This window comes from Blautia caccae (assembly GCF_040095955.1).
Classification (GTDB): domain Bacteria; phylum Bacillota; class Clostridia; order Lachnospirales; family Lachnospiraceae; genus Blautia; species Blautia celeris.
In genome coordinates, this window is the sequence record NZ_JBBMFP010000011.1 from 81,149 (window position 1) to 106,909 (window position 25,761).

The 25,761-nt window shown below is 50.0% G+C and carries 23 protein-coding genes and 2 pseudogenes; 16 read left to right on the plus strand and 9 right to left on the minus strand.

Translation table 11 applies throughout. The annotated features are described in order from the left end of the window. Positions 1-47 precede the first annotated feature (47 nt). The 4 genes from iolG (at position 48) to WMO65_RS13755 (ending at position 4,075) form a co-directional block, all read left to right on the plus strand. Entirely contained in the window at positions 48-1,061 is a 1,014-nt protein-coding gene (iolG, locus tag WMO65_RS13740) for an inositol 2-dehydrogenase (protein WP_148393185.1), read from the plus strand. Next, positions 1,058-1,849 carry a hydroxypyruvate isomerase family protein gene (locus WMO65_RS13745; RefSeq protein WP_243128835.1) on the plus strand — a complete coding sequence of 264 codons (792 nt, stop codon included), beginning with the start codon at positions 1,058-1,060 and terminating at the stop codon, positions 1,847-1,849. Before iolG ends, WMO65_RS13745 begins: the two co-directional genes overlap by 4 nt. A gap of 37 nt (positions 1,850-1,886) precedes the next feature. Then, on the plus strand, positions 1,887-3,245 hold the full coding sequence (locus WMO65_RS13750) for an MFS transporter (protein ID WP_103731507.1): 1,359 nt from the start codon (positions 1,887-1,889) through the stop codon (positions 3,243-3,245). A gap of 116 nt (positions 3,246-3,361) precedes the next feature. Beyond that, complete coding sequence (locus WMO65_RS13755; protein ID WP_227209818.1) at positions 3,362-4,075, plus strand: class I SAM-dependent methyltransferase; 714 nt, start codon at positions 3,362-3,364, stop codon at positions 4,073-4,075. Between the two features lie 78 nt (positions 4,076-4,153). Here WMO65_RS13755 and WMO65_RS13760 read toward each other — a convergent pair whose 3' ends face one another. After that, entirely contained in the window at positions 4,154-4,765 is a 612-nt protein-coding gene (locus tag WMO65_RS13760; protein WP_033141310.1) for a TetR/AcrR family transcriptional regulator, read from the minus strand. Positions 4,766-4,911: 146 nt separating this feature from the next. Between WMO65_RS13760 and WMO65_RS13765 the strand changes: the two genes are divergently transcribed. The 5 genes from WMO65_RS13765 (at position 4,912) to WMO65_RS13785 (ending at position 9,603) form a co-directional block, all read left to right on the plus strand. Further along, positions 4,912-5,313: an SCP2 sterol-binding domain-containing protein gene (locus WMO65_RS13765; RefSeq protein ID WP_148393183.1), complete on the plus strand. Its 402-nt coding sequence runs from the start codon at positions 4,912-4,914 to the stop codon at positions 5,311-5,313. A 69-nt stretch (positions 5,314-5,382) separates the two neighbouring features. Further along, positions 5,383-6,402, plus strand: coding sequence for an alpha/beta hydrolase (locus tag WMO65_RS13770; RefSeq protein WP_033141309.1), 1,020 nt, complete (start codon positions 5,383-5,385; stop codon positions 6,400-6,402). Between the two features lie 20 nt (positions 6,403-6,422). After that, positions 6,423-7,823, plus strand: a complete 1,401-nt coding sequence (locus tag WMO65_RS13775; protein ID WP_033141308.1) for a condensation domain-containing protein — start codon at positions 6,423-6,425, stop codon at positions 7,821-7,823. Positions 7,824-7,845: 22 nt separating this feature from the next. Continuing rightward, positions 7,846-8,073, plus strand: a complete 228-nt coding sequence (locus tag WMO65_RS13780) for an acyl carrier protein (protein ID WP_033141307.1) — start codon at positions 7,846-7,848, stop codon at positions 8,071-8,073. A 15-nt stretch (positions 8,074-8,088) separates the two neighbouring features. Continuing rightward, complete coding sequence (locus WMO65_RS13785) at positions 8,089-9,603, plus strand: AMP-dependent synthetase/ligase (RefSeq protein ID WP_148393182.1); 1,515 nt, start codon at positions 8,089-8,091, stop codon at positions 9,601-9,603. Positions 9,604-9,637: 34 nt separating this feature from the next. Here WMO65_RS13785 and WMO65_RS13790 read toward each other — a convergent pair whose 3' ends face one another. Next, complete coding sequence (locus tag WMO65_RS13790) at positions 9,638-10,495, minus strand: AraC family transcriptional regulator (protein ID WP_148393181.1); 858 nt, start codon at positions 10,493-10,495, stop codon at positions 9,638-9,640. Positions 10,496-10,635: 140 nt separating this feature from the next. On the opposite strand from WMO65_RS13790, the gene WMO65_RS13795 reads away from it, so the two are divergent. The 4 genes from WMO65_RS13795 to WMO65_RS13810 all read left to right on the plus strand — a co-directional run bounded on the left by WMO65_RS13795 (position 10,636) and on the right by WMO65_RS13810 (position 15,212). Further along, the gene (locus tag WMO65_RS13795; RefSeq protein WP_103732049.1) at positions 10,636-12,429 is read left to right on the plus strand and encodes an L-fucose isomerase; all 1,794 of its coding nucleotides are present in this window, start codon (positions 10,636-10,638) and stop codon (positions 12,427-12,429) included. Positions 12,430-12,443: 14 nt separating this feature from the next. Then, a complete protein-coding gene (locus tag WMO65_RS13800) occupies positions 12,444-13,940 on the plus strand; it encodes a rhamnulokinase (RefSeq protein WP_148393179.1) in 1,497 nt (498 codons plus the stop codon). Positions 13,941-13,961: 21 nt separating this feature from the next. After that, on the plus strand, positions 13,962-14,657 hold the full coding sequence (locus WMO65_RS13805) for a class II aldolase/adducin family protein (RefSeq protein ID WP_033141302.1): 696 nt from the start codon (positions 13,962-13,964) through the stop codon (positions 14,655-14,657). 120 nt (positions 14,658-14,777) lie between these two features. Further along, positions 14,778-15,212 carry an RbsD/FucU family protein gene (locus tag WMO65_RS13810; protein ID WP_033141301.1) on the plus strand — a complete coding sequence of 145 codons (435 nt, stop codon included), beginning with the start codon at positions 14,778-14,780 and terminating at the stop codon, positions 15,210-15,212. A gap of 384 nt (positions 15,213-15,596) precedes the next feature. Here WMO65_RS13810 and WMO65_RS13815 read toward each other — a convergent pair whose 3' ends face one another. The 4 genes and pseudogenes from WMO65_RS13815 to WMO65_RS13830 form a co-directional block, all read right to left on the minus strand. After that, a complete protein-coding gene (locus WMO65_RS13815; RefSeq protein ID WP_054351841.1) occupies positions 15,597-16,073 on the minus strand; it encodes an SAM-dependent methyltransferase in 477 nt (158 codons plus the stop codon). Between the two features lie 97 nt (positions 16,074-16,170). Further along, positions 16,171-16,986, minus strand: a complete 816-nt coding sequence (locus WMO65_RS13820; RefSeq protein WP_148393178.1) for a MerR family transcriptional regulator — start codon at positions 16,984-16,986, stop codon at positions 16,171-16,173. 15 nt (positions 16,987-17,001) lie between these two features. Beyond that, positions 17,002-17,808 (minus strand): MBL fold metallo-hydrolase, encoded by an 807-nt coding sequence (locus WMO65_RS13825; RefSeq protein WP_148393177.1) that lies wholly within the window; start codon positions 17,806-17,808, stop codon positions 17,002-17,004. Between the two features lie 39 nt (positions 17,809-17,847). Beyond that, positions 17,848-18,030 (minus strand): annotated as a pseudogene (locus WMO65_RS13830) (DUF6783 domain-containing protein). Between WMO65_RS13830 and WMO65_RS13835 the strand changes: the two are divergent. Then, positions 17,968-18,105, plus strand: a pseudogene (locus WMO65_RS13835) (DUF6783 domain-containing protein); the annotation flags it as partial. The pseudogenes WMO65_RS13830 and WMO65_RS13835 sit on opposite strands and share 63 nt — an antisense overlap. On the opposite strand, the gene WMO65_RS13840 reads toward WMO65_RS13835, so the two are convergent. The 3 genes from WMO65_RS13840 to WMO65_RS13850 are packed head-to-tail and all read right to left on the minus strand — an operon-like array spanning position 18,048 to position 20,401. Continuing rightward, positions 18,048-19,202: an FtsX-like permease family protein gene (locus WMO65_RS13840; RefSeq protein ID WP_148393176.1), complete on the minus strand. Its 1,155-nt coding sequence runs from the start codon at positions 19,200-19,202 to the stop codon at positions 18,048-18,050. The pseudogene WMO65_RS13835 and the gene WMO65_RS13840 sit on opposite strands and share 58 nt — an antisense overlap. Before the next feature lie 4 nt (positions 19,203-19,206). Further along, positions 19,207-19,899, minus strand: a complete 693-nt coding sequence (locus tag WMO65_RS13845; protein ID WP_033141296.1) for an ABC transporter ATP-binding protein — start codon at positions 19,897-19,899, stop codon at positions 19,207-19,209. Beyond that, positions 19,883-20,401 carry a TetR-like C-terminal domain-containing protein gene (locus WMO65_RS13850; protein WP_243128834.1) on the minus strand — a complete coding sequence of 173 codons (519 nt, stop codon included), beginning with the start codon at positions 20,399-20,401 and terminating at the stop codon, positions 19,883-19,885. The genes WMO65_RS13845 and WMO65_RS13850 overlap by 17 nt, the downstream gene beginning before the upstream one ends. 423 nt (positions 20,402-20,824) lie before the next feature. Between WMO65_RS13850 and WMO65_RS13855 the strand changes: the two genes are divergently transcribed. Beyond that, positions 20,825-23,494, plus strand: a complete 2,670-nt coding sequence (locus tag WMO65_RS13855) for a DEAD/DEAH box helicase (RefSeq protein WP_148393174.1) — start codon at positions 20,825-20,827, stop codon at positions 23,492-23,494. A gap of 107 nt (positions 23,495-23,601) precedes the next feature. After that, positions 23,602-25,743: an ATP-dependent helicase gene (locus tag WMO65_RS13860; protein ID WP_148393173.1), complete on the plus strand. Its 2,142-nt coding sequence runs from the start codon at positions 23,602-23,604 to the stop codon at positions 25,741-25,743. The last annotated feature ends 18 nt before the right edge of the window (positions 25,744-25,761 follow it).

Sequence of the window (25,761 nt, forward strand, 5' to 3'; positions counted from 1 at the left end):
GCGGGTGGGCAAAAACAAAATAGCGGAGAGCAAAGGAGCGTATTGAGATGAAAGCAGGAATTATTGGAGCAGGTAGGATCGGAAAGGTGCATGCAAAAAATATTTCTATGTTTGTGCCGGAGGTGGAGATCAAGACGGTTGCAGACCCTTTTATGAATGAAGAGACAGAGAAGTTTCTGAGAAAATGCGGTGTGCAGAATGTGACAAAGGACGCGGAGGATATTCTGCAGGATGAGGAGATAGACGCGGTTCTGATCTGTTCCTCCACGGACACGCATTCCAAGTATATTATTGAGGCTGCCAGGGCAGGAAAGGATATTTTTTGTGAAAAACCGATAGATTATGATCTGGGCAAGGTGAGGGAAGCCATTCAGACGGCAGAGGACGCCGGTGTGAAGCTGCAGATCGGATTCTGCCGCAGATTTGACCATAATCACAGAGGCGTCTATGATATGGTGCAGTCAGGAAGGATCGGGAAGGTGCAGATGATCAAAATCAGTTCCAGGGACCCGGAGCCGCCGGCTATTGAATATGTGAAGGTTTCCGGTGGTATTTTCTATGATATGATGATCCATGATTTTGACATGGCACGCTTTCTGGCAGGAGGGGCTGAGGTGACTGAGGTTGTGGCTGCCGGCTCTGTGCTGATCGACCCGGCTATCGGGGAGGCGGGGGATGTGGATACCGCTGTTGTGATGCTGAAGTTTGACAATGGCATAATTGCCACCATTGACAACAGCAGGAAGGCCGTCTATGGGTATGACCAGAGAGTGGAGGTATTTGGCTCCGAGGGCTGTGTGCGCAATGAAAATGATGTGCCGAATACGGTTGTGCTCTCAGATGCCGAGAGGACCAGCTGTGAAAATACATATAAGGTAATGTGGGATCGTTATACCGGTGCCTTTGTCTCAGAAATCCAGGCATTTGCAGATGCCGTGGAGAACGACAGGGAGACACCTGTAACCGGAATGGACGGGCTGTATCCGGTACTGATGGCAGCCGCTGCCACAAAATCTCTGAAAGAGGGAAGGCCTGTAAAAATTGAGGAGGTAGAAGGATGATGAGTCTGAGAAAATGCGCATGTATTGACACCCTGTACACAGAGCTGCCCTGGGAGGAAAGATTCCTGGCGGCAAAGAAGGACGGATTTGACGCGGTGGAATTCTGGGACTGGAGAATCCGGGATCTGGAAGCTACAAAGAGGGCGGCTTGCGAGGCCGGCATTGCGATCAGCGGATTTAACGGGGACGCGGATTATTCCCTGGTTGACCCGGAGCACAGAGAGAAGTACGTGAAATATCTGGAGGAATCCATCCGGGCAGCAAAAGCCGTGGGCGCAGGCAGTGTGACCATTCACTCCAATGCCCTGGGTGAGGGAGGAATTGTGGTGGACCACTATGATAACCTTTCCCATACGGTGAAGCTCTGCTCCATGTACCGTACACTTTTGGACTGTGTGGAGACAGCGGAGAGAGAAGGGATCAACCTGAACCTGGAGGCCCTGAATATTACCACAGACCATGTGGGAAATTTTCTTGAGAATACACAGATGGGAGCGGAGATATGCCGCCTGATCGGGTCACCCAGGCTGAAGCTTCTCTACGATGTGTATCATATGCAGATCAATGAAGGCTGTATCTGTGATACCATTTCCCATTACGCAGACCAGTTTGGACACATCCATGTGGCGGATGCTCCGGGGCGTCATGAGCCGGGGACGGGGGAAATCAATTATAAAAAGGTGCTGCGTCATCTGGAGGCATGCGGGTATACAGGATATGTGGGTTATGAGCTGTTTCCGCTTGCAGATACAGAGAGTGCTGTGAAGGCGATTATGGAAGCGTGCTGAAAAACGAATTGAGAAATTATGTGGCGGGGAGGTCATTATGAAGAAGAAAATAACCTTTGGGACAAGGGTAGCATATGGATGCGGGGATACAGCCTGTAATATCGTGTACGGGATGATATCCACACTGCTGACGCTGTTTTACACGGATTATGTGGGGATTTCACCGGTGACCATCGGTATTGTCATGCTGGTGTCCAGAGTATTTGACGGCAGTTCAGATCTGATCATGGGATTTTTGGTAGACAGAACCAGGTCTAAATGGGGAAAATCAAGACCCTGGATTTTGTGGATGACAATTCCTTATGCCATAGCGGCGATTCTTATGTTCACAGTGCCGCACACCACAGATTTTCTGAAAGGGATATACATATTCGTCACCTATAATCTGACCACAACGGTTATCTATACAGCTATCAATGTACCTTACGGTTCCTTGTCCACCATGATGACCAGGGATTCTTACCAGCAGGATTTGCTGTCCATTTTCAGGATGATCCTGTCCCCGGTGGGACGCATTATTTCCGTGACCTTTACCATGCCTCTTGTGAAAATATTCGGAAATGACCAGTCTGCATGGATCAAGACCATGTGCATCTGGGTGGTGATCGCTGTGGTTCTGCTGCTGTTCTGCTTCTTCCGGTGTGAGGAGACTGTGGTAACAGAGACAAAAAAAGAAGAGAAGCGTTCTGTGGGCGTGAACATCAAGGCTCTTGTAACGAACAAGTATTTCTGGTGCGTGCTCGGGCTGTGGTCAATCCAGGTCATCCATATGACAATTGTGGGAACGGATCTGCCCTATTACTGTAAATATATTTTCGGAAATGATACGTGGATGTACAGCACCCTGTATTTTCTGGAAACTGTGTGCATGATTGGCGGCGCAGTGGCCTGTCCGTTTCTGATCAAAAGATGGGGAAAGAGGAATGTTACGCTGGCGGGCTGCCTCATTGCGGTGGGCTCCCAGCTTCTGGTGCTGGTCAACCCTTATAACTTCCAATGGCTGTTTTTTGTGACACTTATCCGTTCTATAGGTGCATCCCAGTTGTCAGCCACCATCTTCGGCATGCTGGGGGATGTGGTGGAATACGGCTGCTGGAAAAACGGGTTCCGCCAGGAAAGCCTCGTATTCGGCGGCGCAAGCCTGGGATTCAAGGTGGGAACGGGTATCACAAGTGCTGTCATGACAGGACTCATGACCGTAAGCGGCTATATCAGCTCAACCGGAGCGCAGGTGGTACAGCCGGAATCCGCTGTCAGAACCATTGGAAATATCTATAAGTTCGGCCCGGTCATTGTCTGGGGTGCGGCGGTGTTGATCCTGCTGGTGTACAAGCTGGATAAGATGTATCCGCAGATTGAACGGGATTTGCTGGAGCGGGAAATGAAGGCAGAGTGAAAAAGAGGATCCGGAGAGAGGCGCAATTTTAAGTAGAATCATTTATGAGGTGGATTTTCCACATGCTGACCTGTACAATAGAAGAAAACAGAAGAAATGTACAGGGGGAATGAAAAGTGCCGGTTGTTATAAGAGAAGACAGGGAGCAGTACATGCAGGAGCTGCGGGACTGGCTGGAACAGGAAAGAGATGTGCCGCTTGAGGAGATGGCTGATTTTTTTCACAGGCGTATTGATACATATGAGGAGAAGATGCAGACCTGGAAGGCAGCCTATGAAAAAATCGCCGGCTGGATCGGCGGGGATACGAAAAGGATGCTGGATCTGGGCTGCGGGACGGGGCTGGAACTGGAATCCATTTTCCGGAAATATCCCCATATCCATGTGACAGGGATCGATCTGTGCGGTACTATGCTGGAGAAGCTGAGACGGAAATACCGGGGAAAGGATATCACACTGATATGCGGGGATTATTTTCAGGAGCCTTTTGGGGAGTCCTGTTATGACATGGTGATTTCCTTTGAATCCCTGCATCATTTTCTGCCTGAGAAAAAGAGGGAACTCTTTGCAAAGATCGAAAAAGCTCTGAAGCCGGGAGGACGATTCCTGGAAGGGGATTACATTGCCTGCTGTGAGGAGGAGGAAAATCTCCTGCGGCTGGAATGCCGGAGAAAACGAAAGGCAGGAGGGATCTCGGAGGATCAGTTTGTACACTTTGACATTCCTCTGACCCTGGAGCATGAGACTGAGCTTTTAAAGAGCGTGGGATTTGCAAATGCAGCGGGGTTGGAATGTATTGACGGGGCAACATTTATAGAAGCAGTAAAATAAGAGCGTGCAGCCGGGAACAAAATCCGGCTGCATTTTTTGTGCCGAAAAACCGTATTCCGGCGCGCAGGTCCGGCAGGTTCAATCCTCCCACAGATAATCTAATTTTCCTTTTTCAATGTGAAAGCTGGTCTCCAGCATATAGGAGAATACATCCAGGGTCTTTCTGGTGTGCTCCCTGCTGTCTCTTGTGAGATGGTTGTCCAGCTTAATGGTCAGGATAATGAGGACAATCTCGGAAACCTCCTCAGGGGATTTGCAGTGCATGGACCCCTCCCGGTTGCCCTGGCGGATAATGTCTGACAGGATCGGGCGCAGGTTTCTCACCATAATGCGGATATACTGCTGATGCAGAAGAGCGCTCTGCTGCAGCTCGAAAAAATTGTTGGACTCCTGGCGGAGAAGCTCCATGGAGGATTCCCGGCAGGTGCGGAATATGATCTCCATCTTGGTCAGGGCATCCATATCAGGGGCTTCCAGCAGATTTTTGGCTTTTTCTATGGCAGCGGAATAGGAGCGTTCGATGACAGCTTCCAGAATTTCTTCCTTGGATTTGAAATAATAGTAGATACTTCCCTTCCCGATGCCCGCTTCTTTGGCAACATCGCTGACAGATATGGACTGGGCGCTGTTTTGGTTCATCAATCTCTGCATGGCATCCAGGATCATATCCTTTTTTCTATTGTTTTGCATAAATACCATTCTCCGTTTTTCTTTGATAGTAACATGATAGCATAAAAATGTAAACTTGACTATCGGTCGAAAAAGTGGTATCTTGTTTACAACCTAAATTCGACCGGTGGTCGAAAAATGGCGAAATATGTTTGGAGGAAAAATAAATGACGTATCAGGAATTAGTGAGTGAGATCAGAGACATTTTTATGCAGGCGGATGTAAGCGGGATCAAGGAGCACATTGCCTATCAGTTTAATATCAGGGGAGAGGCCGAGGGAGCCTTTTACGCGGAAGTATCAGAGGGGAAGCTGTACATAGAGCCATATGAATATTTCGACAGGGATGTGCTGTTTACAACCACAGCCGAGACACTTCTGGGCATTGCAGGGGGCACCATGGATGCTGTCGCGGCATTCACACAGGGAAAACTGCAGGTGGAAGGCAGCTTTGACAAAGCACTGATGCTTCAGAGTTTCTCCAAGCAGGCCGGAAAAGAAAAAAAGAAACAGGTAAAGACAGAAGATAAGACACCTAAGAGGACAGTCAGAAGAATTCTGAAAAAATAAACACGTTCCGGGAACTGAGAGTGATGCACCGCGGATGCGCAGGCAGCCGCGGAGACGGGAGGAGTATCTATGAACGGATGGAGCTTGTTACTGGGAGCAGGGGCGCTGGCTGCTGCGGGGGAATACGGAATTGCGTCTTATTTTTTCAGGCGCACCATGCTCCGGCAGAAGGCAGAGACCAAAAGGACCATGGATATGGCAGGGACAAACTGGGATCTGTATATGCCGAAGATCAAGAAGATGAAAGCGTGGATGATGGAGCAGGAACGGGAGGATGTGTACATCACGTCCGGCGATGGGCTGAAGCTCCACGGGACATATTTTCCGGGGCAGGGAGGCAAAAAGCTGGTGATCTGTTTTCACGGTTATACCAGCAGAGGAATGAGTGATTACATTGGACTATCCAATTATTATCTGCCGAAAGGATTTAAGATGCTTCTGGTGGATGAGCGGGCACACGGGGACAGCGAAGGCACATACATCGGATTTGGCTGCCTGGACAGGGAGGATGCGCTTCTCTGGATCGAGTATGCGGCAAAGCGTTTTGGCAGCGGCTGTGAGATCTGGCTTCACGGCACCTCCATGGGGGCCTCCACGGTTCTCATGGCAAGCGGACTAAAACTTTCGCCGCAGGTGAAGGGAATCGTCTCGGACTGCGCCTTTACCACCGCCTGGGACGTGTTTGCCCATGTGCTGAAGGACCAGTACCATCTGCCCTCCTATCCCATTCTTAAGATATCGGACCGCATGTGCAGGGAAAAGGCGGGATATGGGCTGAAGCAGTGCAGTGCGGCTCTGGAAGTGAAGAAGGCAAAGGTTCCCATCCTTTTTATCCACGGGGATGCGGACACCTTTGTTCCCTGCAGTATGTGCTTTGAGATATATGAAAACTGCGCATCTAAGAAGAACATGCTCATAGTACACGGAGCGGGCCATGTGGAAGCTTTTTACAAAGAGCAGGCGCTGTATGAACAGAAGCTGACGGAATTTCTGGAGACGGCAGGGGAGGCCTGGGCGCCTGCGGGAAAGAGCATTTATGTATCAGATGTAACCGGAGAGGGAAACAGCGGGGAATCCGTTCCCGTTTGAAAATGAGAGGAGTTTAACATATGAAAGAGAAGTTTGGCAAACCACTGTATCCGCTGACCGCAGCACAGAAGCTGCACTTTTTCTATCAGAAATACTGTCCGAAAAAGCAGGTGCTCAATATCGGCACCAGCCTGACCATTCAGCAGAGCCTGGATTTTGGCGCGCTGAAGGAGGCTGTCTATAAGGCATACGCCAGATGTGAGTCCATGCGCCTTCGTTTTACACAGGACGAGGACGGCAGCGTGTATCAGTACATTGCTGACAGGGAGGAGAGGGAGATTGAGTTCTTTGATTTTACCGGATGGCAGGAGTGCCATGCTGTGGATAAGATGAAGGAATGGACCTCCATTCCCTTTGAACGGTTCGATTCCCCCTTAAACCGGGTAGTCATGATCATTACGCCGGATGGTTTTCAGGGCATCTACCTGCTGGTGGACCACATGACCATGGATGCCCAGTCTCTGATCCTGTTTCTCAAGGATGTGATAGAGATCTATGCCAACATGAAATATGAGGGCATGGAATATCCAAAGGAGATGAAATCCTACATAGCGCAGCTTGAAAAGGACCTGGAGTATGAGGCGGATTCCAAGGCAAAGAAACGGGACACAGAGTTCTTTGAGAAGATGATCTCCTCCTCAGAACCTGTCTTCAACAGCATTTTCGGTCCCGGCAAGCTGGAAGCTGAGCGGGAAAAAGAGAAGAATCCCGAGTTAAGGGCAGTCACCAACGTCTCGGACAATGTGGATGCCAATATTATCACCTTCCAGTTAGAGGCAGATCCATCCAGGAGGTTGATGCAGTTCTGCGAGGAACACCATATTTCCATGGTGTGCCTGCTGATGATGGGGCTCCGCACGTATCTGCAGAAGGTGAACGGCAACGATGATGTCTCCATCAACACCACAGTTGCCAGAAGAGCCACTTTGGCTGAAAAGAAATGCGGCGGCACCAGGATTCACTGTTTCCCCTTCCGCACAGTGGTGGAGAAGAAGGATACGTTTATGGAGGGCCTGAAGAAGATCCGGGATGGGCAGAACCAGATTTTCCGCCATGCAAACTATGACCCGACGGCCTATTATGCATACAGGAACAAATATTATAAATTAAAGTCAGGGCAGACGTATGAGCCTCTGAGCCTGACCTACCAGCCTCTGACACTTCAGGGAAAAGGGCTGGAGCGTCTGCAGAACATTCAATATAAATCTGCATGGTACAGTAACGGCGCGGCAGCCCATGCCCTTTATCTGACGGTTATGCACAGAGCAGAGGACAATGGCATGAACTTTAATTTTGAACACCAGACCGGAGTGGTGCATTTTGAGGACCTGCAGTATCTGTATTACTATCTGTGCCGAATCATCTTCAAAGGCGTGGAGAATCCGGACATGACAGTGGGAGAGATTATCGAATCTGTATAATATTTTTGGGAGGAAATGAGAAATGTTAGAAAAATTAAAAGACATGATCTGTGAATATGTGGAAGTGGATAAAAATGCGGTTACGGAGAATTCCAGGTTCGTGGAGGACCTTGGTTTCACCTCCTATGATTTTATGAGCATGGTAGGGGAGTTGGAGGATGAATTTGACATTGAGGTGGAGGAGCGCCAGGTTGCGGAGATCAGAACCGTAGGCGAAGCGGTACACTACATCGAGAGTCTTCAGGACTAGAGCAGGAGGGGAAATATGAGCAGTCAGATCAACACCATGAAGGATATTATCGGCTATGCAGCCAAGACCTACGGGGAAAATCCGGCCATCCGTTATAAAGTGAGAAAAGAAGTGGTAACAAAGACGTATCTGGACTTAAAAAGGGACAGTGAGGCCTTCAGCAGAGCCCTGGAGGGCATGGGAATGCTGGGAAAACACGTGGCGGTCATCGGGCCGACTACATATGAGTGGATCATTTCTTATTTCGGAGCGGCGGACAGCGGATGCGTGATCGTGCCCCTGGATGCTCAGCTTCCGGCAGCGGATGTGTGCGAGCTTTTGAACAGGGCTGATATCAGTGTACTCGTCTATGATGAACTGCGCAGGGATGTGGCGGAACTGGCAGGGGAGAAATGTCCGGAGATCAAGTGCATGGTTTCCATGCAGGCAAAAGAGGATACCGAACAGGCAAAATCCCTGGATGTCCTTCTGAAAAACCATGCAGGGAGCTTTTCCTGTGAACTGGACCCGGACAAACTGTGTGCCATCTTATTTACCTCAGGCACAACAGGCAAAAGCAAGGGGGTAATGCTCACACACCGCAATCTGGCTGACAATGCCTCCTGCCTGGATATGAAGATACCTGCAGGTACGGTATCCATGACCCTGCTTCCCATCCATCATGCCTACTGCTTTACCATGGATATCCTGAAAGGAATCTACATCGGCATGGTCATCTGCATCAATGACTCTATCATGCATGTGTCAAAAAATATGAAGCTGTTCAAGCCGGAGATCGTGCTTTTAGTCCCCATGGTCATTGAATCCATATACAAGAAACTGAAGGAATCCACAGGTATCCTGCCGAAAAAAATGGTGGCAAAGGCTGCTTTCGGCGGCAGTTTAAAGACCATCTGCAGCGGCGGGGCCTATCTTCCCCCAGAAATGGTGGGAGCGTTTGCTGAGTACGGCATCACCATTCTTCAGGGGTACGGCATGACAGAATGTTCCCCTGTCATCAGCACCAATCTGGAATGGGATTCCAAAGAGGGGTCTGTGGGAAAACTCCTTCCAAACTGTGAGGCCAAGGTTGTGGATGAGGAAATCTGGGTACGGGGTTCCAGCGTCATGATGGGATATTACAAGATGCCTGAGGAGACAGAAAAAGCTCTGGAGGACGGCTGGCTGAAAACAGGGGATCTGGGCTATGTGGATGAGGATGATTTTGTGTTCATCACAGGGCGGAAGAAGAACCTGATCATCCTGAAAAACGGAGAAAATGTATCCCCGGAGGAATTGGAAAATGAGATCAGCAGATCTCCTCTGGTAAAAGAGGTCATTGTCAGGGAGACAGAATCCGTCATTGAAGCTGAGATATTCCCGGACTATGAATATGCCTCTAAAAAGAGGATCAGGGATGTCAGGGAAAAGCTTCAGGAAGTGATCGACAACTTTAACAAAGGCCTTCCTCCCTATAAAAAGATTCACGGCCTGAAGATCAGGGAGGAAGAATTTGAAAAGACGCCTTCCAAGAAAATAAAGAGATATTAAGCGGACTTTCTGTTACTGTGCACGCAGTGAACAGTTACGACTTTTCCAGGCGCTGCATATACTGTCTGGGTGTCACATTTTTGTATTTTTTAAAGGCCCTGACAAAATAGCTGCTGTCATTGAATCCGCACCGGTAGGCAGCCTCCGTAACAGAAATGTCCTCTGCGGCCATGAGATAACAGGCCCGCTCAATGCGGTAATAATTCAGATAATCAATAGGTGTCCTGTGGATGACTGCACGGAAGAAGCGGCAGAAATATTTGGAGGACATGCCGGCCAGCCTGGACAGGTCCTCCAGGGTTATGGGGCTTTGATAATTCAGCTCCATATATTCCAGCACAGGTTTTAGCTGCTTTAGTTTTCCCTGTGTATGGTCGCCGTAGGCGCAGGGCGTGTAATATTCCCTGTCAAAAATCATACCATATAGTTCAAAAAGTGCTCCGAGGGAAGTCATTTCCCATCCGGGGCTTTTTTTGCGCAGGGAACCATACAGGGTTTCCGCGCGGGTTAGGATCTCCGGCTGCTTTTGGGTAAAGCGCATGAGAATCTGGATCTGGCGGCGCTGAATTCGATAGAGGTAGCGGCGGATGGCGTGTGTGTGCATGAGCAGAGGCTTTGGGTCAAAAACGGCGCATTCATAGATGCAGTTTTCCGGCTCTCCGCCGTGGATGACGCCTTCCCCGATATAGATCAGTTCTCCTGCACTCACCACATACTCCCGGTCATCCAGACTGAGCCGGAGCTGTCCCTCCACGACCCGGAGCAGTTCTGTCTCCTTGTGCCAGTGAAAGGGCATGTGGTAACGCGGATGATGCTCATCCACATAATAATAGGCAAGGGGAAAATCCGCCGTGCCGTGGGCCTGTTTTTCGTTGTAATCCAGATAGTGCATAGCTGCCTCCTGACTATTTGTAAAAAGGTGAATATTGTCCTGTTTTTTGCCATTATATCACAGGAAATATGTTTGAAACAAGATTAGGATGGGAATATAAGAAAACTGTTAAAAACTTTAAATGTATGGAGGTACGAAAAATGGCAGAGAGCAGATTGATCGGAACATATCCTGTGATCGGGATCAGACCCACGATTGACGGAAGAAGAGGATACCTGAAGGTAAGGGAATCCCTGGAAGAACAGACCATGAATATGGCAAGATCCGCAGCGCGTCTTTTTGAGGAGAACCTGAAATACTCAAACGGCGAGCCGGTCAAGGTAGTCCTTGCGGACACCACCATAGGACGTGTGGCGGAGGCAGCGGCCTGCGCGGACAAATTCAGAAGAGAGGGCGTGGATATTACCCTGACTGTGACACCGTGCTGGTGCTATGGGGCAGAGACCATGGATATGGACCCCCAGACCATAAAAGCAGTCTGGGGATTTAACGGAACAGAGCGCCCGGGTGCCGTATATCTGGCAAGTGTGTTGGCAACCCATGCACAGAAGGGACTTCCCGCTTTTGGAATCTACGGCCATGATGTACAGGCAGCGGATGCCACGGAAATCCCCAATGATGTCAGGGAAAAACTGCTGCGGTTCGGACGTGCGGCAGTGGCGGCAGCATCCATGAGAGGCAAATCCTATCTGCAGATCGGTTCTGTGACCATGGGAATCGGCGGTTCCATCATTGACCCGGATTTCATTGAATCCTATCTGGGAATGCGGGTGGAATCGGTAGATGAAGTGGAGCTGATCCGCCGCATGACAGAGGGCATCTATGATGAGGAAGAGTTTAAAAAAGCGCTCTCATGGACAAAGGAACACTGCATAGAGGGATTTGACAAGAATCCGGAGGCGGTGCAGAAGACAAGAGAGCAGAAGGACGCAGACTGGGAATTCGTTGTGAAGATGATGTGCATCATTAAAGATCTGATGAACGGAAATGCAAACCTTCCGGAGGGATGCGAGGAAGAAAAAGTGGGACACAATGCCCTGGCAGCAGGTTTCCAGGGACAGAGACAGTGGACAGACTTTTATCCCAATGCAGACTTTGCAGAAGCCATGTTAAATACATCCTTTGACTGGAACGGAGCCAGAGAGCCGTATATCCTGGCCACAGAGAACGATGTGCTCAACGGCCTTGGCATGATGTTCATGAAGCTGCTCACCAACCGGGCGCAGATTTTTGCGGATGTGCGTACATACTGGAGCCCGGAGGCTGTGAAAGAAGCTACCGGCTATACTCTGGAGGGCAAAGCAGCACAGGCCGGCGGTTTCATTCATCTGATCAACTCCGGCGCAGCCTGTCTGGATGCCTGCGGGGAGGCAAAGGATGAAAACGGAAACAGTGTGATCAAACCATGGTTTGACGTGACCGAGGAGGACCAGGATGCCATTATGAAGGCAACTACCTGGAATGCCGCGGATTTCGGATATTTCCGGGGAGGCGGTTATTCATCCAGATTCCTGACAGATGCGGAGATGCCTGTGACTATGATCCGTCTGAATCTGGTCAAGGGGCTGGGACCGGTGCTGCAGATTGCAGAGGGCTGGACCATCAAGCTTCCGGCTGAGGTGTCAGACACGATCTGGAAACGCACGGACTACACCTGGCCGTGTACATGGTTTGCTCCGAGAGTGAGCGGTGAGGGCGCCTTTAAGACCGCGTATGATGTGATGAACAACTGGGGAGCCAACCACGGCGCCATCAGCTATGGCCACATCGGTGCAGATCTGATCACTCTGTGTTCCATGTTGAGAATCCCTGTTGCCATGCACAACGTACCGGAGGAAAAAATCTTCCGTCCCGCTGCATGGAACGCGTTTGGTATGGACAAAGAAGGACAGGACTACAGGGCATGTGCAGCTTACGGTCCGCTATATAAATAGGAAGGAAGATGGAAATGCTGGGAAAACAGATGCTGGCAGCAGATTACGGAGCCTCCGGCGGCAGAGTGATGCTGGGCAGCTTTGACGGTGAAAAAATCTCTCTTGGGGAGATGCACCGTTTTGCCAATGAGCCTGTGATCTTAAACGGAAAAGACAGAAGTACCATGTACTGGGATTTCCTACGATTGTTTCATGAGCTTAAGACCGGAATCACAAGAGCAGGAATCATGCAGGGCAGGTCAGGGGCGGATATCAGCAGTATCGGTGTGGACACCTGGGGTGTGGATTACGGACTGCTTGGCAGAGACGGTATGCTTTTATCAAGCCCGGTCCACTACCGGGATGCCAGAACAGAGGGAATGCTGAAAAAGGCTTTCTCACGCATGGACAGGGAAAGACTCTATGAGATCACAGGCAGCCAGTTCATGGAGATCAATACGGCATTTCAGCTTATGGCAGAGCAGGAATACAGAGAAGAGCTTTTGGAGCAGGCAGAGAGTATGCTTTTAATGCCGGATCTGTTCTCCTATTTTCTGTCAGGGGAAATGGGAAGTGAGTATACCATTGCGTCAACCACCCAGATGCTGGATGCTGTCAAAAAGGACTGGTCCGGGGAGGTGCTGGAAGGTCTGGGACTTCCTTCCCGGATATTAAAACCCGTGCTCATGCCGGGAACACGGCTGGGAAGTCTGAGAGATGAAATATGCCGGGAGCTGGGCATTGGTCCTATGGATGTCATAGCAGTGGCAGGACATGATACGCAGAGTGCCATGGCAGCAGTGCCGGCAGAAACGGATGATTTTCTGTTCTTAAGCTGCGGTACCTGGTCGCTGTTCGGAACAGAGCTTGACGTGCCTCAGATTGACGGGAGATCATTTGCCTGCAATATGACAAATGAAGGCGGATGCGGCGGCAAGACATCTTTCTTGAAAAACATCATCGGTCTCTGGCTGATCCAGGAGAGCAGAAGACAGTGGATGCGCGAGGGCTGCGAGTACAGTTTCGGGCATCTGGAATCCATGGCCCGAGACGCGGCGCCCTTTGTCTACTTTATAGACCCGGACGCGCCGGAGTTCGTGCCTTCGGGAAATATCCCGCGCCGTATCCGGGAGTTCTGCAGACGTACAGAGCAGAAGGTTCCGGAGCGTGTGGGTGAGGTGGTGCGCTGCATTGACGAAAGTCTCGCTCTGAAATACAGGATGGTGCTGGATGAAATCTGCGCGTGTACGGGCAGGTCATATCAGGCGGTCCATCTGGTTGGCGGCGGGGCCCAGAGTGCCCTTCTGTGTCAGATGACCGCAAATGCCTGCGGCATTCCCGTGATCGCAGGGCCTGTGGAGGCAACTGTCTACGGAAACCTGGCCATGCAGCTTGTGGCGGCAGGGGAAGTAAAGGATTTGAAAGAGGTTCGCAGCATCATCCGGAATTCAGAAAATATGAAAGTGTATGAGCCGCAGGATGCAGAACTGTGGCAGGAAGCTTACGGACAGTACAGAGCATTTGTCCGGTGACACAAATATGGAGGAAATGAAATGGAATTAAGTTATATGGAGCTCAGGGAACAGATTTGCGATGTGTGCCATAAAATGTGGCAGAAGGGCTGGGTGGCAGCAAACGACGGAAATGTTTCCGTGAAACTGGAGGACGGGACATTTCTGGCAACCCCCACGGGAATGAGCAAAAGCTTTATCACCCCGGAAAAGCTGGTGCACATTGACGGAGACGGAAATATTCTGGAAGCAGAGGAAGGGTGCCGCCCTTCTTCGGAGATCAAGATGCATCTGCGCTGCTATCAGGAACGGGAGGATGTGGGGGCTGTCCTCCATGCACATCCGCCGGTGGCCACAGGATTTGCAGTGGCAAATAAGCCTCTGGATGAGTATTCCATGATAGAGACCGTGATCGCTCTCGGCTCTGTGCCGGTGACTCCATATGGGACACCCTCCACTTACGAGGTACCGGAGGCCATTGCTCCTTATCTGGGAGAGCACGACGCTGTGCTTCTGCAGAACCATGGGGCTTTGACGGTTGGAGCGGATGTGATCACCGCGTATTACCGGATGGAGACCCTGGAGCTTTTCGCGCAGATCAGTCTGAATGCCCACCTGCTCGGCGGGGCAAAGGAAATTTCCCGGGAAAATATCGACAGGCTGATTTCCATGCGGAAGGGATACGGTGTGACGGGAAGGCATCCCGGATATAAGAAGTATTCCGAAGAGGACAGATAGGCCGGTAAACAGCGGTTAGAGGCGCGCCTCATATGGTGCCGGGAATTATGCCGGGAGCAGATGGGGCGTGTTTTGTTTTGGGCAGTGAAAAATATATGTGAAGGATAAAAGGTGAATGAGATGTTAAAAGGAATTCCGAAAATTATATCGCCGGAGCTTTTGAAAGTACTGGCGGAGATGGGGCACAGTGACAGGATCGTGATCGCGGACGGGAATTTTCCTGCGGAGAGTATGGGAAAGGACTGTATCGTTATAAGAATGGACGGACACGGAGTGCCGGAGGTGCTGGACGCAGTGCTCAGTTTGATCCCGCTTGACGGGTATGTAGAGCATCCAATGAGTCTTATGGAGGTTATGCCCGGAGATGATGCCAAGACGCCTATCTGGGATACTTACAGGAAAATCGTGAGGAAGTATGAAGAACGGGGGGACAAAGTGATCCGGAATGTGGAAAGGTTTGCTTTCTACGAGGAAGCCAGGAAGGCGTATGCGATTGTGGCGACAGGGGAAGGGGCGGTCTACGCCAATGTGATGCTGCAAAAGGGAGTAATCTAGGATTTGGGCCGACAATATGTGATGATTGCTTATTGAGAATGTGCAAAAAGTATGCTATACTTTGAAAATGGAACAACCGTGTTGCAGGGTGGCGTTGGCCTTCATTCTACATAGAATGGAGGTGATGTCTATGAAACATTTCGACTTTAAAGACCTAATGGCCTTTGGAATGTTTATTTTAGCGTTGCTGACATTCATTTATTTGATTTGTCACTAACTTAAAATAGAAAAACCACCCGAAAACTTGACCAGTCACAGGGTGGTTTTTCTATTCTGATTACAGGCCAACCCAACTTGTGGGCGGTTGTTCCTTTTCATATCTATATCATAGCAGATTTCATCAATTTATTCAAGAATATTTTCCAAACTACATTATAACTTTTGTTAAAAATTGAACTGGTCTTCCCAGGGGAAGTCAGCGGATTCCTCCTGGCTTATGGGCCAGTGGCTGCACCAGGCGGGGACGGCTGGGGATTCTATGCGGTCCATGCTGGGTGTGTAGGGCTTGATGTCCAGGACCGGGGTGTTGTCGTTGGCATCCATGTAGGCAATATGGATGACACCGTTTTCGTAGTCAATGTATGTGACAGGCGCTGTCGTGAGCGCTATGGGGTTTGGACGGATGGGGGACCTTGTGGCGAAGATGCCCATGACGGCAGGGGCATTTTTGTAGGGCTGTTCTGTTTCCAGTACGGCCCGGGCCTCTTTGGTGTCAAAGTCGCTGAACCACCAGAGTACCTGTAGGTGGCTGAAGCCGTCTAAGGCCTGCAGAGCCGGGATGTATTCCGGGCTGAGGGTTATAAACATGTCCTCTCCGTTGTTGTGGATGGTTCCGATGGGATGTAACTGGTATGTTGTCATAATGTGTTCCTCCATATAATTTATTTGTAAGGTCAATGTAGACCCTGACACGGTGTGAGAGTCAAGCTGCTTTTTATATGGAGGCCGGAGTGATTGCTCAGGCACTCTCTAAGGGTATCTGTATCTCTGTCAGATAGTTTTTGGGGTCCTCTTCGTTCCATGGGCCGCGGTGGACGATCTGTCTGCTTTGCCCTGCCATTTGGAAGCGGACGTTTTTCTGCAGCCAGTCCGCAAAGGAGAGGTAGGCGCCGGCGATGTTGGAAAACGGGCCGTAAACCATTGTACACGCCATGGAAGGGACTGGTTCTGTAAGGCGGAAAACGAAATCTTCCGTACTTTTGCCGGGCTTTTTTACCGGTGCACATATTTCCACGTCCACGTCGGTCTCTTTGTATTCCCTGTCGTGGTAAATGGAAAAGGTGTTAGAGGAAACCTGTATCCGGTTTTCCTGTGCGAAGCGGGACATTTCCTTCCACAGAAGGCCCTCGGCATAGTAATCCGGCAGGACTCGTCTGAGGGAGAGGACCTGGCAGGCGGGGATGGATTTTATGAAGACCTGATACTGCATTTCATTTTTTCCGTGCAGGATATCTTTTTTGATCAGTTCGATCTTTTGAAGTTTGTCCTGTTCTGACTGAATGGTTTCCCGGATTTCCCTGTATTTCCGATCCAGTTGTTCCAGGAGGGAAGTCTCATTTTCTGCTGCAAGAGCAGCGGCGATCTCCGAGATCTGGAAACCGCTGTCGCGCAGATAAATGATCTTATTCAGGGTGGGAATCTGGTCGGCAGAGTACATACGGTAGCCGGTCCAGGGGTCTGTGCTGGCCGGTTTCAGAAGGCCGGCTTCGTCGTAATAGCGCAGCATCCGGATGGATACCTGCGTCAGTTTTGAAAATTCTCCTATTTTAAACATTTTTTCACCTGTTGTCTACAATTCTATGGTAAGGCCCACGCCGACCTCTTCGATGTCCATATATTTCAGCATTTCGGCTTTGGCCTTAAGGGAAACACAGTGGCAGGGATACAGGATATCCGGTGACAGAGCCTTCAGATATTCAATGGTACGGGCAAGCCGTGTGTCTGTATCAAAGAGATGGAATCCGCCTATGATGCCTGCAACCCTCTGTTCCCGGCAGACACTGCGTGCATAGTCCGTGATATTGCAGATTCCGCTGTGAGAGCAGCCGGTGACGATGAAAAGCCCTTTGTCTGTCCTGCATACCAAGGCGGAATCATCCGGGCAGAGATCCTCTGTTTCCTGACCGTTTGCTGTGGCTGTACCGATGGGGCTGCGTTTTTCAAAGTCATGCAGATCGGGTATCCGGCCGAGAAAAAGGCAGTTTTCGGAGAGGAAAACGGGTGATTCGGCAGGCTCAAATCGGAAGTTTTCAGTGATCTCTTCCAAAGAATAGGGGGAGCCTATGTATTCATTTTCGTAGTATTTTGGTTGGAAACACAGGGGATGTGCGATAAGCCGGATATCCGGCAGATCATAGTGATGCCGCAGATATTTTAATCCTCTGCTGTGGTCATTGTGGCCGTGGGAGAGAACAATATGCGTGAGGGAATCTAAGTCAATGCCCATGGAGCACGCATTTTTAATAAAGATATCCGAATACCCGGTGTCAAAGAGAATTTTTATATCATCGGTTTCGATGTAGTAGCTGACTGCCGGTTCCCCTGCATAATATTGGTCGATATACGTGTTGTTGTCCACTAGAACGGTTAATTTCATATGAAACCTCCTGGTTTACTTTTGTATATCATACGCATTTTATGAAAAGTATGCAAGGGAAAATGCAGCAGTGAGAAGAATGGTCAGTCTAGAGCCTGTTTGAAAATTCATTCCGACAATCTGCACGCCCCACTTTGCGGGATATTTGCCCCCAATTCAGTCAGCGTAGCCCGCTACGCCTCCTTCATCGGGGTCAAATCTCCCACAAACTGTGACGCACAGCTTGCCGAAAGCAATTTTCAAACACGCTCTAGCATGATTTCCTTTAAAGAAATGTTTTTGATCCGCACAGAATAACAAAGCATCATACACTCATATACCACAGCAAAGGAGAGCAGAGTGATAAAAAGCGCCTGCCAGTTAAAGGTGTAATCGGGAACTTCAGGCACATCCTTAAAAATAATGGAAACCATGCCTTTCACCAGCCCGTACTGATACGCGGTGCCGATGGCAAATCCTGTGTAAGCCACAGGTCTGTACCCGTCCAGAATGGCTTTTCTGCAGTCTTTCTGCGAATACCCAAATACCCTCATCATGGCAATGGTCTTGGTATTGGAGTCAACAACGGTTGTGACAGACAGAAGAAGCGTGGTAAAAGAGAGCACAATCCCGATCACAAATATGATGGCCGTGAACATAGGGCTTGCCAGTTCATCCATACCGAAAGTCATCTGCATCATAGAAGAATAACAAAAAGAAGCAAATCCAATGAAAAACACAAGTGAGATACGGCTTCTGGCCGTGCTCTGCCTTAAATCCTGCAGAAAGGAAAGATTCTTTCTGCCGCTTTTTTTCTGTCGTCTTATCTTGAAGATCCCGCCCTGTTTCCCGCTGAGAAGTGTCAGCACAGGGCTTCCCAGCTTTCGGCATCCGTAAAGGACAGCGAGAGCGGAAAAGAATGCAGCAGGAATCAGAACCAGGCAGACAAGCAGTGAGAAATGAAACTGTACGGCAATATCCGGCAGGATATTCTCTTCATTCATCACCCTGTAAAATCTGGGCATCAAGAGAAAAGCTCCCCCGAATCCAACACCGGTTCCAAACAGCACACTGAACCCAAACACCCAGAACCCGCGTGCGATCTTAAAATCAGAATACCCCAGAGCTTTTAAAATCCCCAGTTCTTTTCTGTGACTGTCAATATAATGCTTAATATAAAAGAACAGTATGACCACAGAGGTGAGCAGAAGGCACCCTCCGCTCACGCTGCTTATCATTTTGCCGGAGGAGACCTGAGCCTCATAAAACACAGTGACAGGCCCGGGCGCAATCTCATCCCGTATCCCTGCCATATCCATATTAAAGTTCAAAAACAGGGTACAGACAAACACTGCACAGCAGGATATAATAAAAATTCCGGTAAATTTAGCGGCGTCCTTGAGTCCCACTACCATACCATCACCATCCTATCTCATAAGCTGTTTTCTGTGTGTCATTTCTGTACAGATCCCTGATCTTACCGCTGTTCATAAGAATGACCTTGTGGGCCATCTGCGCAATATTCTGATTATGCGTAACCATCACAACCGTAAAATGATACATTTTCTGCAGCCTGCAGATATAGTCAAGCACCAGCCTTCCGGTAGCCTCATCAAGAGCGCCTGTCGGCTCATCCAGAAACAGCACCCTGGGCTTTTTCGCCAGTGCCCTTGCCACGGAGACACGCTGCTGTTCCCCGCCGCTCAGCTCCCCGGGAAGCTTTTCCAGCTTATCCCCAAGCCCCACAGCTTCGATCACCTCCCGGTAATCCTTATTACCGGACAGGTCTGCCCCCATTTTCACATTCTTATCCACATTCATATGAGGCAGCAGGTAATACTGCTGGAAAATAAACCCCACCTGTTCCCTCCGAAACCGTGTCAGTTCACTTTCACTGAGCCCGGTGATCTTTTTCTCCTCATAATAGACATCCCCCTGATCCGGCGTCTCCAATCCCGACAAAACATTCAGCAGCGTAGACTTCCCGGACCCGGAAGCCCCTAAAATAACGGCAAACTCCCCGTCCTCAATATCCAGGGAAATCCCCCGAAGCACCGGAAACGGATTATCGGCACTCCCATAAGACTTAAAAAGATCACAAGCTCTGATCATGCCGTTCACCTGCCTTTATATTTTTCAATACTCCTGTAAAAACTTCAGTCATCATTTCCTCAGTCTCCTTCTCCTCAAAACTGCACACATTGGTAGCGCAGAGAGCAGCGATCCCATGAGTATAGACCCACAAATGCCGGTACAAAGTCCACGCATCCTCATCACTCAATCCATACTGCTCCCGAACCGACTGCAGAATCTCCTCATGGTTATCATCAATAGCGAAGAGCACATCCTTCACATCAGGCATTTCCTCCCTCTCCGTCATAAACAAAAGCCGAAAAAGCTGAGGTTCCCTTTGTGCAAACCGGATATACTCCATCCCCACACTCCGGAAAGCCATATCCTGCTCAAGCCCCCGCTTCACACTCCTGTTATAAACCTCCCTGGCAGCCTTCACAATCTCCGCCTGCACCTCTTCCATACTCTGAAACACCGTAAACACCGGCCTTGCAGAACTCCCCAGCTCCGCCCCCAATTCCCTGGCCGTAACACCCCCCATCCCCCGTCTCCGAACAATCCTCAACCCCGCATCCACAATCTCTTCCCTCGTAAACTTAGCCCTAGGCGGCATCCCAAACCCCTCCATTCTCATAATATACACATAGATATTCAGCAAAATATAATTTGAATCATCTGATTTAAAACATACGATTTAAAACACTTGCTTCCATAATACCACATCCACCCCCAATGTCAATCCGCAAATCCTCAATTAATCTAAAAACTGCTCTGTTTACTCTTACATCCGCACTTCACCGTCAGGAACCATCAGAGGGCCTCTGCCCTCCCGCTCCCGGCCCTCTGATGGTTCCGTCCGTGAGCCACAATCGAAGCCACAACCCCATTGCATCCCCCCAAAAAAAATGCTAAACTAAGAACAAACGTTCCTATAAACAAAAAAATCACCCCAGGAGTCAAAACCATGCAAATAGAAAACCTCATCACCTACCAAAAAACAACCCCTTCCATCCCCCCGCAGTACGCCCCCTACCCCCAGACCCTGTCAGAGGAAATCCGCACCCACCTGGCCACCCACGGCATCCCCAGCCTCTACACCCACCAGGCCGAAATGTTCACCCAGGCCACCCGGGGCAAAAACATCGTCATCACAACCTCCACCGCCAGCGGCAAAACCCTGGGTTTCCTCCTCCCGGTCGTACAGGAAATCCTCTCCAATCCTCAGTCAAGAGCCATTTTCCTCTACCCCACAAAAGCCCTGGCAAGCGACCAGTACCGTGCCATCCGCCCCTGGATCGAGACATTTGGAGAACACAGACTGTCGGCAGGGGTGTACGACGGTGATACGCCGCCCACGGAGCGCAGCCGTATCAGGAAGAATGCCAACATTATCCTGACCAACCCGGAAATGCTCAACAGCGCTTTTCTCCCAAACCACAGCAAAGCCGGCTTTGACTTCATATTCTCCAACTTAAAATACATTGTCATAGATGAACTCCACACCTACCGCGGCGCCTTTGGCTCCCATCTTGCCAATGTGTTCCGCCGTCTTTCCAGAATCTGCAGATACTATCACGCATCACCCAGGTTCCTCTGCAGTTCCGCTACCATAGCAAACCCCGTGGAACTTGCCCGGGCAGTGTGCCAGAGAGAATTCATCCGCATTGACAGGGACGGTTCTCCGGCACCTGAAAAGCGGTATTTCTTTCTCCAGCCGCCAAAGATTTACGGAAAAGACAACCAATACTACGGCCAGGTACAGAGTACCGCTGTGGCAGCAGCCATGACGGCACAGCTTGCCGAGGAAGGACAGAGTTTTCTCACCTTTGCAAAATCCCGCAGAAATGTGGAGGTCATCTTAAAAGAAGCCCGGGACATGCTGGACGGGGAGGATATATCCGGTACAGGGCCTGCTGACCGGATCTCCGGCTACCGGGGAGGCTATACCCCAAAGGAGCGAAAAGAGATCGAGCGCAAAATGACCACAGGAGAGCTTTGCGGCCTGATTTCCACCAACGCTCTGGAGCTGGGCATTGATATCGGCAAGATAGACACAACCGTACTCGCCGGATACCCGGGAACCAAGGCTTCCTTCTGGCAGCAGACCGGCAGGGCCGGAAGGAGCGGCAAGGCATGTTCCAACTATTTGATCCTGGATAACCTGCCCTTTGACCAGTACATTTCCATTAATCCGGACTGGCTGTTCGACGGGGAGAGCGAAAGTGCAGTGGTGGACCGGGACAACCTGCTGATTGAGCTTGCCCACATCCGGGCAGCGGCGGCGGAGCTGCCTCTCACCCTTGATGATATCGCTGTCTTTCCCGATTTGGGTGAGACGATCCCGGTGCTGCTGAGAGTCAAAGAGCTGAGCGCCCAGGACGGCAGATTTTCCTGGTGCGGAGACACCTTTCCGGCAGGAGATTTCAGCTTGAGGAATATCGATAAAGTCAGATATAAACTGGTGGACCAGGAAAATGCCAGAATCATAACAGAGATGGATGAGATGCAGGCGTTCCGTGAAATCCATGAGGGCGCTGTGTACATGCACGGAGGTGCCCAGTATGAAGTGGTCCGCATGGATCAGGAGACAAAGACCTCCTACGCGGTTCCTTTCCGTGGAAATTATTACACTATGCCGGGCAGCAGCACCACCATCCGGGTCATACACGGAAATGCGGAAAAGGATTACAAAAGGACAAAAGTTTTTTTCGGTGATGTAAATGTAAAAGAATCTGTCTACATGTATAAAAAGCTGCAGTTTCACAACCACCAGAACCTGGGTTACGGGCAGCTTACACGTCCTTTGTCAAAAGATTTTGACACGGAGAGTACCTGGATCACCATTCCTAAAAACGTTGTGCAGGTGTACCGGAGTCTTATAAGGGAATCGGGAAACGGACAGATTTTGAGAAATAACCATTTTGACGGTATCTGCTATGCCATCAGAAATGCGGCCCGCATGGCGACCATGACAGAACAGGAGGACATAGGTGTCACTATGTCCGGCAATGCACTGGATCTGGGCGCAGGGCTTCAGGAGGAAGTGTGCCTGTACATTTTTGACGAGTATGTGGGCGGTCTGGGTTACGCGGAGAAAGCCTATGAATTGATGCCGAAAATCATAGAACATGCCATGGAAATGGTGGGAGGCTGCAAATGTAAGGATGGCTGCGCTGCCTGTGTGGGAGATTACCGTCTGGATAAGAAGATTGTCTATTGGGGCCTGGAAAACCTGCTTTTAGAGCTGGATTCCCCTATGGGCATGAAACTGCCGGAACATACACCTTCCACTTATATGCAGAAGCCCTTTTCCTTTGAGGAACTGCCCCGGAAATGGAAGGAGTTCTGCGTCTTTTTAGGCCGGAAAGGGGAAACCATGGCTGCGTTTTTCAATACCGTGGAGCAGGTAAGCATTGAGGGAGACACCCTGTTTCTTCCCACATCCAGCACTTTTTACCAGGCTTGGATCCTGGAACCGTCTAACAGATTAAGCCTGAAAAACATCATTTCCTTCTATACGGATGCACCCCCGTCCCTGCGCCTGGAGGTGCGTCTGGCGGAAGGAACAGAAAACAGGAAAGATACAGAAGAAAAAATCAGGCGAAGGTATTCCCATCTAAATGATACCAAATAAAAATTGTTTTGCGATGGGGCGAATACTCCCCAGTCAAAATGCAGTAACAAACAGCAGGACAACAGTTCAGTGATTTGAACCGTACGGCTGCGGGCGAGGATGAAAATATGGAATTATACAATGAAAAAGAGCTGGACAGACTGAATCCCTATCAGAAAGAGGCAGTTCTGGATGAAAGCCCTGCCTGCATAGTAAATGCAAATGTGGGGAGCGGCAAGACCACAGTGCTGATATCCAAAGTGCAGTATCTCCACCATGTGAAAAAGGTGAATTATGAGGAGATGACGGTCCTTACTTTTACAAATAAAGCCGCAGATGAGATAAAGTCCAGGCTTCTGGCCGCAGAACCGGAGCTGCCTGTGGAAAAGCTCAGAGGATTCGGTACTTTTCACAGCACAGCCCTGTATTATCTGCGGGAATATCTTCCGGTGGAAAAGCTGGGATATACCAGAGATTTTCTGGTCATAGACCCTGAGGAAGAGCTGGAGCTGGCACTTGATCTGATCCGGCAGCACAAACTGAAAATAAAATATAAGAACCGCCTGAAGAAAAGACTGGAGTCGGCAATGGCTGTCCGCGGGGAGGAGAAAAAAGTTTCAAAATATCAGGACGATATCTTTGATCTGGTCCGTCTGCTGCGGGAGGAAAAGGCCAGTCAGGACAAAATGACCTTTTTTGACCTGCTGGAAAATGCCAATCTTCTTTTGAGGGAGGAGATTGGAAATTCTCCGTCTCCCAAATGGGTCATTGTAGACGAGGTCCAGGACAGTGACAGCCAGCAGCTTGTTTTCCTTGACCGGCTGGTCAGCAGAGGCGCCAATCTTTTTGCCGTGGGAGATCCCAATCAGGTGATCTATAGCTGGAGGGGCAGTGCGTTTCAAATTTTTTATACCCTGAAACATAAATACCGGGCAAAAGAGTTGACCCTCCCCATCAATTACCGTTCCAGCTCCTCTATCCTGGAGGCTGCCCGGTGCTTTCTGCAGAACGGCAGCCCCCTTACAGGCGTGCGGGAGCCGGGGAATAAAATAATCGTGAAACGGCAGTATGATGCTTTTCAGGATGCCTGCTATCTTGCGGGAAGAATAAAAAAGCTGCATAGGGAGGGCACGCCATACGGGGAGATGGCTGTTTTTTACCGCCTGCAGAGCCAGTCCGGAATGTTTGAGGATGTGTTTTCCAGAGAGGGGATTCCCTTTGAGGTCTCATTAAAAAGAACGGTGGGGGATGTGCCTGTGCTTCGGTGGTGCATCCGCCTGCTGCGCTTTTCACTGAATAAAAAAGATACCCCATCCGGCATCTATGTGCTCGCCAGCCGGGAGTACGGGGAGGGAATCAGTGAGAAGAAGGCAAAAGAGATTGTCTGCAACAGTAAGCCGGGAGCCAGTCTTCTGTTTGATAAGATGTGCGGATTCAGCCGAATCTGTGAGGAACTCGGAGATGAGGAAGCACTGTTTTCCTATTTTGAACTGGAGCGGTATCTGAATCCTGTGTCTGCTTCTTACATGGAGGACAGGGATGCCGTGCACAGGCTGTTTCAGATCATGTTTGACTATGTGAAGGAGCAGCAAGAGAACCGGGAGGCGGGAATGCGGGCGTTTATCAATTCCTCCTCTCTCTACGGGCTGGATGTGCTGAGGGAGGAGATCAGCGAAGAGAAAGACAGTGTGAAGCTTATGACACTGCACGCATCAAAGGGGCTGGAGTTTTCCTGTGTGTTTATCACAGGGGTAAATTATGGCCTGATTCCCCTTAAAACCAGAGACATGGATGGAGAAGAGGAAGAACGCAGGCTGTTTTTCGTTGGAATCACCAGGGCAAAAGACAGACTGGAGCTGTCTTATTATACAAATCCCGGTGAGAGGGCCATGCCGGGGGAGAGCCGATACATCCGCATGATTCCGCCGCGCCTTCTGGAAGGGGAGGAAGAGCGGGGACCCGCTGTCAGCCTGCAGGAGCTGAAACGCCAGGTGCAGGAACAGAGAACGCAGGTACAGGAGCGGAGTCTGCAGGAACAGAAGCGAAGTCTGCAGGAACAGGAGCGGAGTCTGCAGGAACAGAAGCGAAGTCTGCAGGAACAGAAGCGAAGTCTGCGGGAACAGGAGCCAGCCCCAACAAAGCGTGTCCGGCATCCCAGATACGGAACAGGTGTGGTTGTGCGGGAGGATGAAACTATGCTGGAGGCAGAATTCGAGGGTTATGGAACGAAAGAATTTATAAAAGCTTTCAGCGAACTGGAATATATATAGAAGAGTGAGGCAGGAATT